Below are 18,320 nucleotides of genomic sequence, written 5' to 3'. Positions count from 1 at the left end.
GTTCATTATTGCAGGGAGCAGGCGTATGATCGCCTGCTCAGTAGGTTTATCAGGAATCGTAACTGACAAGGAATGTGTTGATGAATGTGTTTTGCTCCATGGGTTGCCGGGCTGTGGTTTTGCTATGGGGGCTGGGATCCTTTTCCGCTTTCGCCGCGCTGACGCCAGCCGACGGACAGCAAATCAACGCGTTGGTGGATAGTTGGAACGATGCTCTGAATCGAACGGAAAGCACGCCGCCGCAGTCACTGTATAGGGGAAAGGTGGAGTGGTATGGTCAGTCGCTTTCCGCGCAGCAGGTTGTGGCCAGGGAGCAGGCGTTTTTGGCGAAAAATAGTGACTATCAGCAACACATTGTCACCGCATTGAATATTCAGCCAGCGGAAGATGATAAATCAGTCATCGTTCGTTTTGTTAAACGCGCAGGTACGACGGGAAAAATGACCAACTATCCCGAGGAAATATTGCTGATGCGCGACGCGGCGGGATGGCGAATCACCCGCGAAACCGACGGCATTACGCGTGCTAATCAGAGTAAAGAGAAAAGTGCCGAAGTTGCCAGGGGTAAATTTGATGGCCAACATTTGAGCTACGTCTGGCTTCGCGAGGAAAATCCACGGACTGGCGGCGCGTGTTCGGACGATAGTGATTGTGATTGCTCGCTGTGGAGCAGCGATGCGGAAGTGAAGCCAGTGAAGTTATCGCAATGCCTGGTCGGAAATGTTGAGACGCTATCCGGGTTGGACGATAGCGGGCGGGATCGCGTCATGGTTTCTCCACAATGGTGGAGTAGCGTATTTCGTGTGGTGTATCTGTTTGATATCCAGAAGAAACAATGGATTCAGGCCACGTCCGCTTTTACTCGCAACCTTAATATGCAGCCGACGGAAACAGCATCGGATTTGGTGAAACCCGATTTACAGCGTCCGGGGCGGATACGCGTCACGCAGGCTATCTATGACGACGCGAAAGAGGTGACGACTATTGACGTGATTAGCCAGCCCCTCTGGACGCTGAAATAACCAATATTGCTCTGTATCGAAGCCTGTATCACGCATTCAACTGCGCTTCCAGTTTGCGGATCTCTTCGTCGACGTTCCATTTGCCCGTGGGCTGTGCTTTTTTGAACCAGTAGAGCGCTTGTTGTAGGTCTTGTGCGGTACCGTATCCATCTCTGTACATGCATCCGAGGTTGTACCAGCCCGATGAATTGTTACATTCTGCTGATTTGTGGAACCATTCCAGTGCTAGCGAATAATTTTGCTCGACGCCATGACCGCATTTGTACATCCAGCCGATACTGTTATAGGCATCATCGTCACCCTGGTCTGCCGCTTTTCGAAACCAGTATATTGCCTGCTGGTAATCTTGTTTGATACCTTTTCCGATGTAATAACAATAGCCCATCTGATATTGCGAGTAGCTGCTCTCTTGTAGCGCGCTCTTCTTGTACCAAAGGGCGGCAAGGGATAAATTTTTCCGACATCCTTTCCCATTGCCATACATATACGCCAGTCTTTCCTGGCTGGCGCAATGGCCTTGTAATGCTGCCTGTTTAAACCAGTAGAGTGCCTGTGTATCATTTTGCTCTACGCCAGTTCCTGAATGATACATTCTCCCGAGATTATATTGCGCAAGGTTGTGGCTCTGTTCTGCTCCTTTGCGATACCAGGCAACGGCCTGGGCATAATCTGGCGCCATCCCGGTTTCTCCTTCCTGAACCCAGCCTAATGTGTTGAAAGCGTGGCGGTGTCCTTGCTGTGCGGCTTTTTCTGACCAGAATAAAGCCAGCGTATTATCTTTCATGTCGGTAGGCGTGTCTTTGTATCGTAAGCCGAGCCAATATTGTGCCTCGCAGTGTCCTTGTTCAGCTGCCTGCTGCAACCAATAAAAAGAGAGCTTATCCTCTTCGCTGCCATCTATACGTTCGTCATTATATAAACGGCCTAATATATATTGAGCTTCACTATTTCCTGACTGCGCCAGTTCGGTTAATTGTGCTAAAGATACGTTGTCGCAGGGATGACTGGTTATGGAATGATTCATTTTTTAATTTATCCCGCCATTGTTTTTTAGATTAATAATATATTGCGATTTGGCTTTGTTGTACTCTATTTTAGTTTTCAATTGCGTTTTTATTTGTGGTGTGAATATATTTTGGCGATTTATTATGGATAAAGAATCACAATATTTACTCTTTGCACTTTCCTCGCCGATGGAAGTATTGAACGAGGACTGTTTACCTTCACATTCGTCACCGAAAATGTATTTAGGGATAAAACGTTTCGATCTTGAATCGTCGTGGGGTATTGAAAATCGTGATGAGCTGCTTCAGACCATTTCCCGCATGACGGATGACGGTCATGCCACACAACTGGAATGGCTATATCGCCGCTGGTTTAGGTATGCGCCGCAGGAGTGGCAGGAGTATACCGACGCGCTGGATGAGGGAGATCGCATTTATGCCCGATTCGTCGCTGATACCGCCGTGTGTTGCGGCGAAGGTGGTATTCGTAGCTGGGATTATGTGCGGATGGGGTTTCTCTGCCGCATGGGCGTGCTCAATGAATGGCTGACGGAAGAGGAGAGCCTGTGGCTGCAGTCGCGGATACAGCTTCGCGCGCTCAGCTATTATTCCGGCTGGTTGCAATATTTCAGCGCCTATTACACCGGGCGTTTGTACTGGCAGTTACGGAATGGCGATAACCTACCGCTGCTACGCGAGACATTCGCCCGTAAGGAGTTTGACGACGCGGGGCGACGTATGATGAATAAGCTGATCGCCGGGAAAGACAGTTTTTACGCCACGCTGCCGTGGCGCTACCTGCCCCATTACCCTGAATGCCCGGACACGCTTCAGGAGGTGAGCGATCTATGAAAACCTGTTGGCAAGTCCTTGGTATTGAGGCCACCACGGATACCGACGCCATTCGTCAGGCTTATCTGGCGCTGCTGCCGTCATTTCACCCGGAAACCGATCCGCAGGGTTTCAAGCAATTGCGAGAAGCCTATGAGAATGCATTGCAGGGGACAACATCGCCCGCCATTACGGTGGTTGATGAGGATCCCGATACCCCGTGGGTGAATTATCTCAGGGAGATATTTGGTGATTTGCTGGCGGATGGCGAACGGCGCTTTCAGCCGCAGGCATGGCAGGAGTTTATCCAACAGATCAATAAATTATCGATTTCACAGGTCGAAAAATCGCGCTGGTGGCTGTGCGCTATCGCGATGAAGACCTTTCCTATTTCGTACTCGTGTCTGAAACTGCTGTCAGATCGCCTGGCCTGGGAACAGGGGAGTGATAATCGAGATGTCGATGCCGAGGAGGTGGAGGATCTTTTGTTTGAAATCCGCCGTGGCGACCTGTTTGATTATTCGCTATTGCTGCATTTGCCAGTGGCGGTACAAAACCAGACCATTGCTTTTTATGATGCCCTGGACAACACCTTTTTCGAGCATCCTCTCTATTTCGCCCAACTTATGGCGCAGCACGGCGCCTGGATTATCCCGGACAATCTACGCTTTCAACGACGTCTGTTACGCTGGTTCAGCACCTTGCACTGGGGTATTGCGGAGCTGCTGCCTGTCGCCCTGGCATGGCAGGAAGCCGAACCCGATAACGCAACGCCGGGTTATTACTACTTAGCCCAGCGCGTATTCTGCGGTGAAGGCGATAGCCTGCTGCCAGAACTTTACGCGCAGTGGTGGGCGCATCCTTCTACCCAGCTTGACGATCTGTTGCTGCGTTGGTGCCGTCAGCATCGACCGGACTTTTTCCCGCTGCTGGTGATGGCGGTTGAGACGCGCGAGCAGGTCGATATCGATGGCGAACCGCTGCTGTATATTCCCGGCTCCAGCGCCCGTTCCTGCTTGCTGTGGGCCGAGGCGCTGCACAGCGGCGCATTATCGCCGCTAAGCGAAAGTTTTATTGCGCGGCGTTTGAATTATGGCGCGCCAGCGGTGAGTGAGGCGCATAGCCAGCATCCATACTGGCTGTTGTATCAGGTGGCGGATAGCCTGGCGTGCGCCGAGGAGCCGTCAGCGGCATTGTTACAGAGTCTGGTAACGAAGCTTGATGCGCCGGATATCTGCCCGTTGGAAGCGCTGGTTATTCGCGGGTTGCTGGGGCGGGCTGCGGCTGTCGCCACACCGTGTGAAGCTGTAGTCGCAGATGAAGAACCGGTGACGACGGTGACTTCGCCGAGTACGGAGGAATCTGGCGGCGGCTTTGGCCTCTGGCAGGTGATTAAAATCATTTTATTTATTGGCGTTGTCGGCCATGTATTACGCCAGTTTATGCATTAGGGATATCGAATATGGACAAGGAAGAACAATATTTACTTTTTGCGCTCTCCACGCCGATGGAGGTGCTAAACAGTCGTGCCATTGGCGCGAAACCTTCGCACTTCTCCCCGGCAATGTATACCGGGAAAACACACTTTGATCTCTCCGATTCATGGGGGATTGATAACCGTGAAGATCTTATTCAAACCATCTATCGGATGACGGACGATGGTCATGCGGCAGATTTGGCTCCCTTTTATATCCGCTGGTTTACGCTATCTCCTCGCCAATGGCGCGAATTTACCGCGCAGTTTGGCGAGCAGGGCCAGATTTATGCGCGATTTGTTGCCGAAACCGCACTATGCTGCGGTCGCGGCGGCATTAAAGCCTGGGACTATGTGCGTATGGGGTTTTTATGCCGGATGGGGGTGTTGAATCAATGGCTGACGGAAGAGGAAAGCCTGTGGCTGCAATCGCGTATCTATGCGCGGGCGTACTATTTTTACGACGGTTGGACGCAATATTTTGCCGCCTATTCGTTGGGTCGGCTGTACTGGCAGGCTAAAGGGGACACCATACAGGCATATTTCGCTCACCTAAAGTACGACGCTTCAGGCGCACGGATGTTTAATGAACTGACCTCTACGACAGAGAGTTATTATGCGCAGCTACCGTGGCGTCCGCTCAACGAACAACCGACATGCCCGGAAACGCTTAAAGGAGTGAGCGATTTATGAATATCTGTTGGGAAATCCTGGGCATTGAACCCACCACCGATCTGGAATGTATCCGTCAGGCTTATCTTGCCCTGTTGCCCTCATTCCACCCTGAGAGCGATCCGCAGGGTTTTAAGCGATTGCGCCAGGCCTATGAAGAAGCGCAGCACTGGGCCGCCTCGCCTGCGGAGGATGTAAAAACGGAAGAGGTGAGCGACGAACATGAAATACTGGTGGCGTTCAGGGAATTGCTGGCATCAGAGCGCGATCGCTTTCAGCCCTCGGCATGGCAGAAATTTATTCAGCAATTGAACCAGTGTTCAATGGATGAGATAGATAAGCTGCGCTGGCAGTTGTGCGACATCGCCATGAAAACAGAAACGATCTCGCTGTCTTGCCTGGCATTGTTGGCGCAGCGTCTGAACTGGCAGCCGCAGGAAGCAGAAGATGATGCTGATGGAGAAGAGCTGGAAGCATTTCTGGAGACCGTAAAGCGGGGCGATGCGTTTGATCTGCTAAGTCTGGCCAAATTGCCTCTTGTTGTTCAAGACCAAACTGACGCCTACTTTTTTAAGCTTGAGCGTATCTGGCGCTTTTATCCCGAACATTTTGCCGACGCTCTGCAGGTTCAGGGAGCCTGGATAATTCCCGATGATAAACAGCTGCATCGTAAACTATTACACTGGTTTAGCGCCGAGCAGTGGGGCATGGCCGAACTGGTCGATATTGCTCGTCGCTGGCAGGCCGCGGAGCCGGATAACGAAGATGCGCACTATTACCTGTGCAAACAGCGTTTGCTCTGCGGTGAAGGGGAAAGCCTGTTGGCCGATCTTTGCGATTTCTGGCAGCGTTATCCCTCCACGCAGGCGGACGACCTGTTGCTGGGCTGGTGCCGCCAGCACCGGCCTGATTTCTTCCCGCTGGCGGTGATGGCGGTCGAAGCGCGCTGTATGGCGGATGCCGAATATGTCCCCGGTGAAAGCGCGCGCACGCGTTTACTGTGGGCCGACATTTTGCACAGCGGTAGGTTATCACCGCTGGGGCGTTCATTTGTTAACTCCCTGTTTTATAAGCGAAAAGAGATGGCGTGGGCAAATTCACGGCTGAGTACCCAGGGGGAACCCGAAACGCCGCTGTTGGATCTGTACCGGACGGCGGAGCAGGTGGTGCTGGAAGCGTTTCCCAAAGAAAAGCCCTTTTTTCGCCTGCTGATCCGGCTGGAGGAGGGGCAAGCCTGTCCGCTGGAGGCGCTGATAACCCAGGCATTGTCATCTAAAATCGCCATAAAGCCAGGCGATATTCGTGACAAAAAGGAGCTGGCGGAAGAGCTCAGGCTGGCGGCTGAGAAAAAATTGTCTTCTGAAGCGAAAACCGAAACACCCCGTCAGGCGGAATCTGGCGGGGTGATGAAAATCATGAAGATTGTCGGTTTGATCGCGTTGATTGTCTGCGCGTTAAATCGATTCTTCCATTTTTTCTGAACAGGGGTAGTGAAAGCGCCGTTACGGCGCTTTCGGCTCGTCAATACCCAGATATTCACAGGCGCGACGGCGCACGTCATCGACGCGCTGCATATCATTAGACAGCAGGGCCGCGTCGAAATCGGTAATAATCTCCCCCAGCATTTCGCGCTCATCGCCTAACGTGCGTGACCACTGCTCCTCTAACTGTGCTTTAAAGGTCCGGTTAATCAGCATATCGCGGGGATAAATTTTCAGCGCCAGCAGCCGCTCGCGGCTGGCGTCGATTTGCTGCGTCGTCAGTGAGGTGGCATTGTGACTGATGATTCTGGATTCACTCTTGCCGTCTTCCAGCAGCACGTCAACTTCCAGCAGACCATTAATATCGTAGCTAAAACGAATATCAATGGCCTGAATGTGCCCGTTCGGCTTCAGCATGACGTCAAAAGAATCGATCAGGATATTATTTTTCACCTTATGGCTTTCGCCCTGGTATACCCTGACGCAAATAGAGTCCTGCTCAGGGTGCATGGTGGAGTACGTTTCCACTTTTGACACCGGAACGGTGGTATTGCGTTCAATGATGGGCGAGAAAATACCAGGCACGCCCTGTCGGTTGACTTCCACGCCCAGCGAGTAGGGGCAGATATCCGTGAGGATCACCTCTTCAACGTCTTCATGGCGCAGGCGACAGGCGGCCTGAGTTGCGGCGCCAAGCGCCACGATGGTGCTGGGATCGTAACTTTGATAGGGCAATTTACCGAATAAGCGCACCGCGATGCGTTGCACCAGCGGCATCTGTGACGCGCCGCCGACCAGCACCAGGCTGTCAATTTGCTCCGGTTTGAGTCGGGAATCGCGCAGCGCCTGCTCAATGGGCGTGCGCAGCCGGTTGAGCAACGGTAGCCACAGGGCTTCCAGCTCATCATCATAAAACGTGCTTTCCAGCACGCGCTCCTGATAAAGCCAGCTCATGCGCAGCGGGGAGCCGCTGGCGCATTTTGCGGCTTCAACACAGGCATACAGCGCAGCCAGATCGCTATCCGTCAGCGTTGATTTATCGAGATTCCAGCGTTTCAGCACTTCATCAAGTAACAAATGCGTGAAATCTTCGCCGCCGAGGTAGTTATCGCCAGCGGAGGCGTGAACTTCGATAATCGGCGTAGCGTATTCCAGAACGGTCACATCAAAGGTTCCGCCCCCCAGATCGAAAACCAGCGAACGGCTGTTTTGCTGCGTATGCAGGCCATAAGCCATTGCCGCCGCCGTGGGTTCATTGATCAAGCGCACGGCGTTTAACCCCGCAAGCTCAGCGGCAAGGCGTGTATGCTTACGCTGCTCATCGCTGAAATAAGCCGGAACCGAGATCACGACATCCTTGATTGGCTGCTGAAGGTAGTCTTCCGCATCTTCTTTCAGCGAGCGTAAAACCAGCGAAGATAATTCCGGCGCATTAAACGACTCTTCACCCAAATGCCAGTGAGTATTACTGCCCATTGCGCGTTTAAATAAGGCAGCGGTTTTATCTGGATGAGATGTTTTACGCGCTGCGGCAGGTTTTCCCACCAGAATTTGTTTATTTTCATCCATACTAATTATGGATGGTGTTAAATATTCACCAAATTTATTAGGTATTAATTGTGCGGCTCCGTCTTGCCAGACGGCGATTAAACTATTAGTAGTGCCGAGATCGATACCAATCGCTAACGTTGCATTATCCATTGCGTTTAATTTATCGGGAAAGAGAGTTTATAGAATAAAGAACACCACCCTCTGGCGTGGTGATCTTTATCAATGTCACGCCTGGCGAAAGTATTCATCCATAATATTCGTCAACTCCGGGCGCTCGCCGTCATCATTGATGGCGAAATCGAGGAAAAAAGCATCGGCCTGTGGCGTGCGTTTCTGGGCCAGTAAACGAAACGCCAGCGGGTAGTGGCAGGCATAACCGGGTGCGCGAGTCAGAAAACGGACAAAATCAATCAACAAGGGAGAATGGGTATAAAACAGCGCGCGTAACAGTATGGCGGGAAATCCCTCTTCGGTGATCCCTTGCGCCATGATTTTGTTGAGGCCGGCCTCGCTCAGATCGCCTGCGGCAATAATATCTGCGCAGGCCGCAAGATCGGGATAATGCGTTGCGCAGTTAGCCAATGCGTTCGGCCAGTTGACGCGGGTATAACGTCCGTCATGGCGAGTAAAGTAATCCTCCCAAAGGGATGGCGGTAGTTTTTCGTACTGTATTTTCAGGGGGATGCGGCGCTGAAACTGGGCTGCTTCCAGGCGCGCGCCGTCATAAAATCGCAGGTATTGCTGTCGCGTCTCGTAGCATGACACCGCTACCGGCTGGCTGATGACCCAGGTCTTCACGGGCCGGCCTTCCAGCGCGGCGGCGGTGGCTTTATGGTGACCATCAAGCAGGACGCAAAGCCAGCTGTCATTCATATGCCAGGCCAGCGCGTGGCTCTCTGGCTTATCGCGGTAATACCCGGCGCGTTGTGGGTTAAATCGCGATGGGGGCTGGCCTGGCAGTAAAAAACAGGGTTCGCCGGACTGGTAGTGATAGTCCACGTCAGCAATCCACTGCCCTGTGGTCGCGGGATTCGGTTGTTTTTCGTTACCCACCGCCCAGAAAAAATGTCCGTTGCCATCTGTGGGATAAAGTTCGCGTTCTTCCAGCCGGTAATAGCCATCGGCAAAGAGTGAAAACAGCGGCGTCAGGGCGGTAAATGCTTCGTTCAACCCGACTCCTGGCTGATTCCACTCGGCAAGTGAGGATAAAAACTGCGCGGCGCCTTCATCATCATTGCTAAAACCGGCATAAACAAATTCTGCGCAGGTTGGGCACCAGGCTTCAGTGTAAAAACGAATCAGCGGCGAGCCATGCCAGGAAAGCGTATGAATACCGGCGTAAGAGTCGGGATCGTGGATAACGCAGGGACGAAGCAATGCTTTTCCGTTACGTACTGAAAACGTAATATGGGCTACGTCGTGCTGTAGCAGGCTGATTTCAGGTCTATTGTTACGCCAAAACATCGCTGTTCATCCCTGGATTCTACTTTGCGCTTTATGCGTAGTATTGCAGCCGTTCCGCCAGCAAATCGACAAATCCCTGGCGGTCTACATCGACCATCACCGTCGCATTCGGCTTATTCCCCGTCAGGAAATAATAATCCACCACCGTCATCCCCTGGGTGTATTTCCCCTGGGTTTCCACGCCAACCCAACGCTCAACGGTGGTGAAAATCTCGGGTTTCAGCAGCCAGGCGATGGTGCACGGGTCGTGCAGCGGCGCGCCGACAAATCCCCATTTTTCGTCTTTGTGGTACTCCATAAAGAAGTCCAGCAGTTCGGCGACGATGGTGGAAATCGGGTTGCCGATGGCGCGAAAGCGTTCGATATCGGCGGCGTGAATCTGTGCCTTATGAGTGACGTCCAGCCCGGCCATCACCACCGGAATGCCTGACTGGAAGACAATTTCTGCCGCTTCCGGGTCGACGTAAATATTAAATTCCGCAGCGGGCGTCCAGTTACCCAATCCCATTGCGCCGCCCATGATCACAATGCGGGCGATTTTCGTATGCAGTTCCGGATGGCTATTCAGCAGCAGCGCCACGTTGGTCTGTGGGCCAGTGGAGACGATGGTGACTGGCTGTGCGCTCTCGCGCAGTGTTTTTGCCATTAGCTCAACGGCAGTGCCGCTTTGCGGGGCGAATGACGGCTCGGGCAGCGCCGGGCCGTCGAGGCCGCTTTCGCCGTGAACGTTATCGGCGATAATCAGTTCGCGCATGAGAGGTTTCACCGCGCCGCCCGCCACCGGAATATCCGGGCGTTTGAGCAGCGTCAGCATCCGCAGCACGTTGCGCAGGGTCTTCTCCGGCGTCTGGTTGCCGGCGGAAGAGGTGATCGCTTTCACTTCCAGTTCAGGGGAGGCGAGGGCGAGAACGAGGGCGATCGCGTCATCATGACCCGGATCGCAATCAATAATAATGGGCAGTGCCATTGTGGCTCCTTGTAAGCGGTACTTTGTGACAAGGTTAACGCCCGGCTGGATACGTTTCGAGAAGCGAAGCGGTAAAGCGTGAGATAGCGCGCACTCTGACATGCGCGCCGGGAAGATTAGTGCAGGATTTTCGCAAGGAAGTCTTTTGCGCGATCGGAACTGGGGTTAGCGAAGAACTCCTCTTTTGGCGAATCTTCGACGATTTTACCTTCATCCATAAAGATCACCCGGTTAGCCACTTTACGGGCAAAGCCCATTTCGTGCGTCACCACCATCATGGTCATCCCTTCGTTCGCCAGTTCGACCATCACGTCCAGCACCTCGTTGATCATTTCCGGATCGAGCGCGGAAGTCGGTTCATCGAATAACATGGCAATGGGGTCCATGCACAGCGCACGGGCGATGGCGACACGCTGCTGCTGACCGCCGGAAAGCTGCGCCGGGAACTTGTTGGCATGCGCAGACAGGCCAACGCGCTCCAGCAGCTTCAGGCCTTTATCGCGGGCGGCGGCCTTATCGCGTTTCAGCACTTTCACCTGCGCCAGCGTCAGGTTTTCGATGATCGACAGGTGGGGAAACAGCTCGAAGTGCTGGAATACCATGCCCACGCGGGAACGCAGTTTCGCCAGATCGGTTTTTTTGTCGTTCACAATAATGCCGTTAACGGTAATTTCGCCTTTTTGCACCGGTTCCAGACCGTTGACGGTCTTAATCAGCGTGGATTTACCGGAACCCGATGGCCCGCAGACTACCACCACTTCACCTTTTTTCACTTCTGTTGAACAATCGGTCAGCACCTGAAAGTGACCATACCATTTTGAAACATTTTTCAGGGTAATCATTAAACTGTCCTTTTCTTCAAATAGCTGACCAGCAACGACGCGCTCAGGCTGATAACAAAATAAACGGCGCCGGCGAACAGAATCATTTCGACCTGAGTACCGTCACGCTCGCCGATAGTCGACGCGGTGCGGAAGAAGTCCGCCAGGCTGAGTACATAAACTAAAGAGGTGTCCTGAAATAGCACGATGCCCTGCGTAAGCAACAGCGGCACCATCGCCCGAAACGCCTGCGGCAGAATAATGAGCTTCATCGACTGCCAGTGGGTCATCCCCAACGCCAGCGCGGCGCTGGACTGCCCGCGGGAAATACTTTGAATACCGGCGCGAATAATCTCGGAATAGTAGGCCGCTTCAAACATGGAGAATGCCACCATCGCGGAGATCAGGCGGATATCGGTTTTCGGCGATAGTCCCAGCACGTTTTGCAGAAAGCCGGGTACAATCAGATAAAACCACAGCAGCACCATCACCAACGGGATGGAACGGAAAACGTTAACATACGCTTTAGCAAACCAGGCGATAGGGGTAAAGCTTGAGAGGCGCATGACGGCCAGAATGGTTCCCCAGACTATCCCCACGACAACGGCGGTGACGGTGATCTTCAGCGTGATGACCAACCCGGCCAGCAGGTAAGGCAGTGAGGGGATAATCGAACTCCAGTCAAATTCGTACATTATTTGCTCCCCACGTTGCCCGGCAGGCGGACTTTGCGTTCAACCAGGCTCATGACCAGCATGATAACGGCGTTAATCAGCACATAGGCCAGCGTAATGGCGGTGAAGGATTCCCAGGCGTGCGCCGAGTAATCCAACAGTTTGCCTGCCTGCGCCGCCATATCCACCAGGCCGATGGTTGAGGCAATAGCCGAGTTTTTCACCAGGTTCATCATCTCTGACGTCATTGGCGGCACGATAACGCGATAGGCATTCGGCAGCAGGACATAGCGATAAGCCTGCGGCAGCGTTAGCCCCATCGCCAGCGCCGCGTTCTTCTGCCCGCGAGGCAAAGACTGAATCGCGGCGCGTACCTGTTCGCAAACACGCGCGGCGGTAAACAGTCCCAGACAGATCATTGAGGAGAGGAAAAACTGAATATTGGGATCGAGTTCCGCCTTAAACCACATGCCAAGATCTTCCGGCAACAGTTCAGGCACCACCAGGTACCAGGTGAAGAATTGCACGATCAGCGGCACGTTACGGAACAGTTCTACGTACAATGTGCCCAGTCCGGAGAGGAAACGGTTGGGAACGGTACGTAAAATGCCGAAAATAGATCCTACCAGGAAAGCGATAATCCAGGCGGTAATCGAAAGGGCTACGGTGACCTGAAAACCACTCCATAGCCAGCCGAGATAGGTGGTATTGCCGAAGGGGGCTTCCTGTAAAAAAATACCCCAGTTCCAGTCTATTGACATACATCTACTCCGAAAAAAAAGGGTAGCAGCGCTACCCTCGAAGATTGTTGCCCGGCGATTTGCGGCTTCAGGCCCGATGGGGAACGACCATCAGGCTTATAGTCTGTCCGTGCTGAGCGACAATCGAGAGGACAGGAGTCCCGTCCCATTTAGTTTTAGTTAGTTAAGCGCTTTATCATTCGGTGCTTTGAACAGGGCTTTCATCTCGTCAGACAACTCGAAATTCATGTTCAGGTTTTTCGGTGGGATCGGATTTTTAAACCACTTATCAAACCACTTTTCCGCTTCGCCGGAGGTTTGCGCCTGGGCGATGGTATCGTCCATCAGCTTTTTAAACTCAGGGTCGTTTTTACGCAGCATACAGCCGTAGGCTTCCTGGGACTGCGGTTTACCGACAATCTCCCAGTTATCCGGTTTCTTGGCTTTGGCGCGCTCGCCGGCCAGCAGCGCGTCATCCATCATAAAGGCGACGGCGCGACCGCTTTCCAGGGTGCGGAACGAGTCACCGTGGTCTTTCGCGCTAATAATACGCATCCCCATCTTTTGCTCTTCGTTAAGCTTATGCAGCAGAATTTCAGAGGTCGTCCCGGAGGTGACGACGACCGCTTTGCCTTTCAGATCCGGGAAATCTTTAATATCGCCGCCTTTTTTAGTCAGCAGTCGCGTCCCGACGACGAAAATCGTATCGGAGAAGGCGGCCTGTTTCTGGCGCTCAAGGTTGTTAGTCGTTGAACCACATTCAAAATCGAAGGTTCCGTTTTGCAACAGCGGAATACGGTTTTGCGAGGTGATCGGGATCAGCTTCACCTGCAGATCGGGCTTGTTAAGTTTCTTTTTTACCGCTTCCACAATGGCGTTGGAGTAGTCCTGGGAATAGCCGACCACTTTCTGCTGGTTGTCGTAATAAGAAAAGGGCACAGAAGATTCGCGATGCCCGACGACGATCACGCCATTTTTAGCGATCTTGTCCAGGGTGCTACCAGCGGCAGGCGCGCCATCTTCTGCGTGCGCGAGGCCCGCAGACAGTCCCATGACCAGCATTGCTGTGGTTAGCTTACGTAATTGCATATCCAACTCCTTTATCATCTGCGCCGTCGACGCATTGATAGCTATTGTGATGTTGTTATTGCCTGCAACTTGCGCGTGCAGTGTTATGTGTGTTTGTTAACATTTAGTGTGGCTTGTTGTAAATATTTTGCTGCGATATTGTTTATTTTTGCGAAGTGCGCCGCACCGTTCAGAGGCAAAAATCCTACATTGCACCGTTCAGGTGCTACCGATGATCGATTTTGGTGCGACCAGGTTGCACAAGCAGCCAGAACAGGTTTGCCATGTTTAACAAAGCAATAGACGTGCCAGAATGGGGGATAAAGGAGAATTTTCAGGCCGGATAAATGAAGCGCTATCCGGCCTGGGGAGAGATTATTTCCGTCGTTGTCGCAGACTCATCACTACCGCGCCAAAAGCAAACAGCGCGGTCAGTACCCATAGCGGCCAGTTGCCGGTACGGGCATAGGGAGTTAACCCCGTGGTTGGCGTGACGTGGGTGGTCAGTACCTGGCGTGTGAACTGCGGGATCATCGCCTGAATTTCGCCCTGCGGGCCAATCACCGCCGTAATACCGTTATTAGTACTGCGCAGTAACGGACGCGCCAGCTCCAGCGAACGCATCCGCGCCATCTGGAAATGTTGCCACGGGCCAATGGACTTACCAAACCAGGCGTCGTTAGAAATCGTCAGCAGATAGTCGGTGTCCGGGCGGAAGTTATCCCGCACCTGTTCGCCAAGAATAATTTCATAACAGATTGCCGCCGTCAGCTTATAGTCGTGCGCATGTAACTGCGGCTGGATATAAGGGCCGCGGCTAAAGGAGGACATGGGCAGATCGAAGAACGGCGCCAGCGGACGCAGGATAGACTCCAGCGGAACGAACTCGCCAAAGGGCACAAGGTGATTTTTATTGTAGCGATTGGGCGAGTCATAACTGTATGGATTATCCTTGCCCAACGTAATAATCGTATTGTAGGTGTCGTATCGATTCTGTTTATTGAGACGCGCATCGACAATACCGGTGATCAGCGTGCTATTTTTTTCGCGTAACATCTCGTCCAGCGAACGAAGGAAAGGCTGCTGATTGATTTCGAGATCCGGAATCGCCGACTCAGGCCAGATAATAATCTGTGATTTGCCTAACTCTGGGCGGGTTTCGTTGAGATAAATTTTTAGCGTATTCAGTAGCTGGTTTTCGTCCCACTTCAGCGACTGCGGAATATCGCCCTGCACCAGCGATACCTGGGTCGCTTTGGCCGGTTCCAGCGTAAACCACTGGATATAACGTAGCGGAAAGGGCAAAGCAAACAGAATCACGGCGACAGCCAGCGGACGCCAGTTCCGCGTCGCCAGTGCCAGCGCTAACAGGCCGCTGACCATCATCAGCAGGAAGTTGATCGCTTCGACGCCCATTACCGGCGCCAGGCCTTTTAGCGGGCCGTCGACCTGACTATAGCCAAATTGCAGCCAGGGGAAGCCGGTCAGCACCCAGCCGCGTAAAAATTCGGTGATTTGCCATATTGCAGGCGCGGCGATAGCGACGCGCAGCCAGTTGGTTTTTGGCCACAGGCGCGACAAAATCCCGGCAAACAGTCCGGTATACAGTGAGAGATAAGCTGCAAGCAGCACCACCAGAAAAACGTTAACCGGGCCCGGCATGCCGCCAAACTGCGCGATACTGACATAAACCCAGTTAATCCCGCTACCGAAAAGTCCGAGTCCCCAGCAATAGCCGATGGCGGCAGACTGGAGCGGGCGGCGATTAAACGTTAAGGCCTGCAGCCCGATAAGCGACACTATCGCTGCGGGCCAGACGTCATACGGAGAGAAAGCCAGTGTTCCGCAGGCGCCGAATAATAACGCCAGCAGCAGGCGAATACGCTGGCGTTCAATTAACGAGGCAAATGCCATTTTTAGTCCACTATTGCTGTTATTCGTCCAGTTTTGGCTGGGGCGAGTCATCCGGGATCCTGACATGCACCTGAATAATACGACGACTATCGGCCATCGCCACTTTGAACTGGTAACCATCAATGTCAATGGTTTCGCCGCGGGCCGGTAAATGGCCGAACGCCTGCATCACCAGTCCGCCGATGGTATCAACTTCTTCATCGCTGAAGTGGGTGCCGAAAGCGTCATTGAAGTCTTCAATCGACGCCAGCGCGCGAATCGTCCAGGTATGGCGGCTAAGCTGACGGAAGTCGATATCGTCTTCTTCGTCATACTCATCTTCAATTTCACCGACAATCAGTTCGAGGATGTCTTCGATAGTCACAAGGCCGGAAACGCCGCCGAACTCATCGATAACGATGGCCATATGGTAGCGCTGGGAGCGGAATTCCTTGAGCATACGGTCAACCCGTTTGCTTTCCGGTACGACAACCGCGGTGCGTAACACTTTGTCCATGCTGAAGGCTTCGGCATCGCTGCGCATAAACGGCAGCAAATCTTTGGCCATCAGAATCCCTTCAATGTGATCTTTATCTTCGCTGATCACCGGAAAACGCGAGTGGGCGGACTCGATGATAACATCGAGACATTCGTCCAGCGTCTGGTTGCGTTTCAGGGTAATCATCTGGGAGCGCGGGATCATAATATCGCGAACGCGCTGGTCGGCGATGTCCATTACGCCTTCGAGCATATCGCGCGTATCTTCATCGATAAGCTCGTTCTGCCCGGAATCACGGATCAGCGCCAGCAACTCATCACGGTTTTTAGGTTCCCCGTGGAAAAGCTGGCTGAGTAGCAGGGAAAAAAATCCCTTTTTACTGTTTACTGTGTCACTACTGTGTGAATTGTCGTCGCTCATGGCGTCGTATGGGTTCTCATGTTAGTTAATACAAAGCTCGTCATGCGTATACTCAGCTGTGACGGCATGTTTTGCCTGATGACGCTACGCTTATCAGGGCTACAAAAGGCATGAATGTAGGCCGGATAAGGCGCAAGCGCCGCCATCCGGCAAGCTACTATTCTGCAATCTTCTCGGCAATGTACGGATCCTCATAGCCCATAGCAAGCATAATCTCCGTTTCGAGAGACTCCATCTCTTCTGCTTCGTCATCGTCGATATGATCGTAACCCAGCAAATGCAGGCTACCGTGCACGACCATGTGCGCCCAGTGCGCCTCCAGCGGCTTGCTCTGTTCTTGCGCTTCCTGCTCCACGACCTGACGGCAAATAATCAGATCGCCCAGTAGCGGCATTTCAATGCCGGGGGGCGCTTCAAACGGGAAGGAGAGAACATTAGTGGGTTTATCTTTCCCGCGGTACGTCAAATTAAGGTTGTGGCTTTCGGCCTCATCCACCAGACGGATTGTGACTTCCGCCTCTTCCTGAAACTGCGGAATAACGCCGTCCAGCCAGCGTTGAAACTGAGCTTCATCCGGCAGGCCCGCGTGGTTTTCACAGGCCAACTGTAAATCGAGGATCACCTGACTCATTTCTGTTCCTGCTCCTGGGCTTCACGCTTACGCTCCGCCGCCAACGCCGCTTTGCGTTTTTGTTCGGCCTCTTCCCAGGCTTCATAGGCGTTCACAATGCGGGCAACGACCGGATGGCGCACCACGTCTTCGCTGTGGAAGAAGTTAAAGCTGATTTCATCGACTTCCGCCAGCACTTCAATGGCATGACGCAAGCCGGATTTGGTGCTGCGCGGCAGGTCAATCTGGGTGACGTCGCCGGTGATAACCGCTTTAGAGTTAAAGCCGATACGCGTCAGGAACATCTTCATCTGTTCGATGGTGGTGTTCTGGCTTTCATCCAGAATGATAAAGGCGTCGTTTAATGTGCGTCCGCGCATATAGGCCAGCGGCGCGACTTCAATCACATTGCGCTCAATCAGCTTCTCGACTTTTTCAAAGCCGAGCATTTCGAACAGCGCGTCATACAGCGGACGCAGGTACGGGTCCACCTTCTGACTTAAATCGCCTGGCAGAAAGCCGAGTTTTTCGCCCGCTTCCACCGCCGGACGGGTCAGTAGAATACGGCGAATCTCCTGGCGCTCCAGGGCGTCTACCGCAGCGGCGACCGCAAGATAAGTTTTACCGGTACCCGCTGGGCCGACGCCAAAGGTAATATCATGATCGAGAATATTGGCGATGTACTGCGCCTGGTTCGGGGTACGCGGTTTAATCACGCCGCGCTTGGTTTTGATATTAATAGCTTTGCCATAGTCAGGCACGCTTTCCGCGCTCTGTTCCAGCACCCGCGCTTCTTTGATCGCCAGATGAATTTGTTCCGGTTCGATATCCTGAGTCTGGCCGCGCATCGGTGCGGTATCGACATACAGACTTCGCAAAATATCTGTCGCCGCGGTCACGCAAATCGGACGACCGGTCAGTTTAAAGTGATTGTCACGGCGGTTGATTTCAATACCGAGACGACGTTCGAGCTGTTTAATATTGTCATCAAACGGCCCGCAAAGGCTCAACAGACGGGCGTTGTCTGCGGGCTCAAGGGTAATTTCGCGAGTGTCTATATTCAAACTGTTCCTCTTGTGTCTGTATCGCCGGACGCTGAACATTTACCGGCATCTAAGGAAATTATTCA

The 18,320-nt window shown here is 53.0% G+C and carries 17 protein-coding genes; 5 read left to right on the top strand and 12 right to left on the bottom strand.

Translation table 11 applies throughout. The annotated features are described in order from the left end of the window. Positions 1–80 precede the first annotated feature (80 nt). Positions 81–1,022, top strand: a complete 942-nt coding sequence (locus ACLJPQ_RS03195) for a hypothetical protein (RefSeq protein WP_058821498.1) — start codon at positions 81–83, stop codon at positions 1,020–1,022. Between the two features lie 28 nt (positions 1,023–1,050). On the opposite strand, the gene ACLJPQ_RS03190 is transcribed toward ACLJPQ_RS03195, so the two are convergent. Next, positions 1,051–2,046 carry a tetratricopeptide repeat protein gene (locus tag ACLJPQ_RS03190; protein ID WP_080184573.1) on the bottom strand — a complete coding sequence of 332 codons (996 nt, stop codon included), beginning with the start codon at positions 2,044–2,046 and terminating at the stop codon, positions 1,051–1,053. Between the two features lie 124 nt (positions 2,047–2,170). On the opposite strand from ACLJPQ_RS03190, the gene ACLJPQ_RS03185 reads away from it, so the two are divergent. Genes ACLJPQ_RS03185 through ACLJPQ_RS03170 form a run of 4 tightly spaced genes read left to right on the top strand, consistent with a single transcriptional unit; the run spans position 2,171 to position 6,484 of the window. Next, positions 2,171–2,878 carry a DUF1266 domain-containing protein gene (locus ACLJPQ_RS03185; RefSeq protein ID WP_023137867.1) on the top strand — a complete coding sequence of 236 codons (708 nt, stop codon included), beginning with the start codon at positions 2,171–2,173 and terminating at the stop codon, positions 2,876–2,878. Beyond that, a complete protein-coding gene (locus tag ACLJPQ_RS03180) occupies positions 2,875–4,308 on the top strand; it encodes a J domain-containing protein (protein ID WP_080184572.1) in 1,434 nt (477 codons plus the stop codon). The genes ACLJPQ_RS03185 and ACLJPQ_RS03180 overlap by 4 nt, the downstream gene beginning before the upstream one ends. Before the next feature lie 11 nt (positions 4,309–4,319). After that, positions 4,320–5,024: a DUF1266 domain-containing protein gene (locus ACLJPQ_RS03175; RefSeq protein ID WP_080184571.1), complete on the top strand. Its 705-nt coding sequence runs from the start codon at positions 4,320–4,322 to the stop codon at positions 5,022–5,024. Beyond that, complete coding sequence (locus tag ACLJPQ_RS03170) at positions 5,021–6,484, top strand: J domain-containing protein (protein WP_080184570.1); 1,464 nt, start codon at positions 5,021–5,023, stop codon at positions 6,482–6,484. The genes ACLJPQ_RS03175 and ACLJPQ_RS03170 overlap by 4 nt, the downstream gene beginning before the upstream one ends. A gap of 21 nt (positions 6,485–6,505) precedes the next feature. On the opposite strand, the gene hscC is transcribed toward ACLJPQ_RS03170, so the two are convergent. The 11 genes from hscC to ACLJPQ_RS03115 all read right to left on the bottom strand — a co-directional run bounded on the left by hscC (position 6,506) and on the right by ACLJPQ_RS03115 (position 18,255). After that, positions 6,506–8,185, bottom strand: coding sequence for a molecular chaperone HscC (gene hscC / locus ACLJPQ_RS03165; protein ID WP_080184569.1), 1,680 nt, complete (start codon positions 8,183–8,185; stop codon positions 6,506–6,508). 75 nt (positions 8,186–8,260) lie between these two features. Further along, positions 8,261–9,499, bottom strand: a complete 1,239-nt coding sequence (locus ACLJPQ_RS03160) for a hypothetical protein (protein ID WP_080184568.1) — start codon at positions 9,497–9,499, stop codon at positions 8,261–8,263. A 31-nt stretch (positions 9,500–9,530) separates the two neighbouring features. Further along, positions 9,531–10,466 (bottom strand): pyrimidine-specific ribonucleoside hydrolase RihA, encoded by a 936-nt coding sequence (gene rihA / locus ACLJPQ_RS03155; RefSeq protein WP_047606641.1) that lies wholly within the window; start codon positions 10,464–10,466, stop codon positions 9,531–9,533. A 116-nt stretch (positions 10,467–10,582) separates the two neighbouring features. Continuing rightward, positions 10,583–11,308: a glutamate/aspartate ABC transporter ATP-binding protein GltL gene (gene gltL / locus ACLJPQ_RS03150; protein WP_000631369.1), complete on the bottom strand. Its 726-nt coding sequence runs from the start codon at positions 11,306–11,308 to the stop codon at positions 10,583–10,585. Further along, positions 11,308–11,982 carry a glutamate/aspartate ABC transporter permease GltK gene (gene gltK, locus ACLJPQ_RS03145; RefSeq protein WP_000272802.1) on the bottom strand — a complete coding sequence of 225 codons (675 nt, stop codon included), beginning with the start codon at positions 11,980–11,982 and terminating at the stop codon, positions 11,308–11,310. The genes gltL and gltK overlap by 1 nt, the downstream gene beginning before the upstream one ends. Further along, on the bottom strand, positions 11,982–12,722 hold the full coding sequence (gene gltJ, locus ACLJPQ_RS03140; protein WP_000020930.1) for a glutamate/aspartate ABC transporter permease GltJ: 741 nt from the start codon (positions 12,720–12,722) through the stop codon (positions 11,982–11,984). Before gltJ ends, gltK begins: the two co-directional genes overlap by 1 nt. 159 nt (positions 12,723–12,881) lie before the next feature. Next, positions 12,882–13,790, bottom strand: a complete 909-nt coding sequence (locus tag ACLJPQ_RS03135; RefSeq protein ID WP_001518176.1) for an amino acid ABC transporter substrate-binding protein — start codon at positions 13,788–13,790, stop codon at positions 12,882–12,884. Between the two features lie 354 nt (positions 13,791–14,144). Then, the gene (gene lnt / locus ACLJPQ_RS03130; protein ID WP_001749116.1) at positions 14,145–15,683 is read right to left on the bottom strand and encodes an apolipoprotein N-acyltransferase; all 1,539 of its coding nucleotides are present in this window, start codon (positions 15,681–15,683) and stop codon (positions 14,145–14,147) included. A 19-nt stretch (positions 15,684–15,702) separates the two neighbouring features. Next, positions 15,703–16,581 carry a CNNM family magnesium/cobalt transport protein CorC gene (gene corC / locus ACLJPQ_RS03125; protein ID WP_001278615.1) on the bottom strand — a complete coding sequence of 293 codons (879 nt, stop codon included), beginning with the start codon at positions 16,579–16,581 and terminating at the stop codon, positions 15,703–15,705. 157 nt (positions 16,582–16,738) lie between these two features. Then, on the bottom strand, positions 16,739–17,212 hold the full coding sequence (gene ybeY / locus ACLJPQ_RS03120) for an rRNA maturation RNase YbeY (protein WP_000084479.1): 474 nt from the start codon (positions 17,210–17,212) through the stop codon (positions 16,739–16,741). Further along, complete coding sequence (locus ACLJPQ_RS03115) at positions 17,209–18,255, bottom strand: PhoH family protein (RefSeq protein ID WP_170917821.1); 1,047 nt, start codon at positions 18,253–18,255, stop codon at positions 17,209–17,211. Before ACLJPQ_RS03115 ends, ybeY begins: the two co-directional genes overlap by 4 nt. Positions 18,256–18,320: the final 65 nt, after the last annotated feature.

It is taken from the genome of Salmonella sp. SAL04213 (assembly GCF_046550535.1).
Classification (GTDB): domain Bacteria; phylum Pseudomonadota; class Gammaproteobacteria; order Enterobacterales; family Enterobacteriaceae; genus Salmonella; species Salmonella enterica.
The sequence above is the reverse complement of the archived record's forward strand: the minus strand, read 5'-3'. Positions and strand labels throughout refer to the sequence as shown.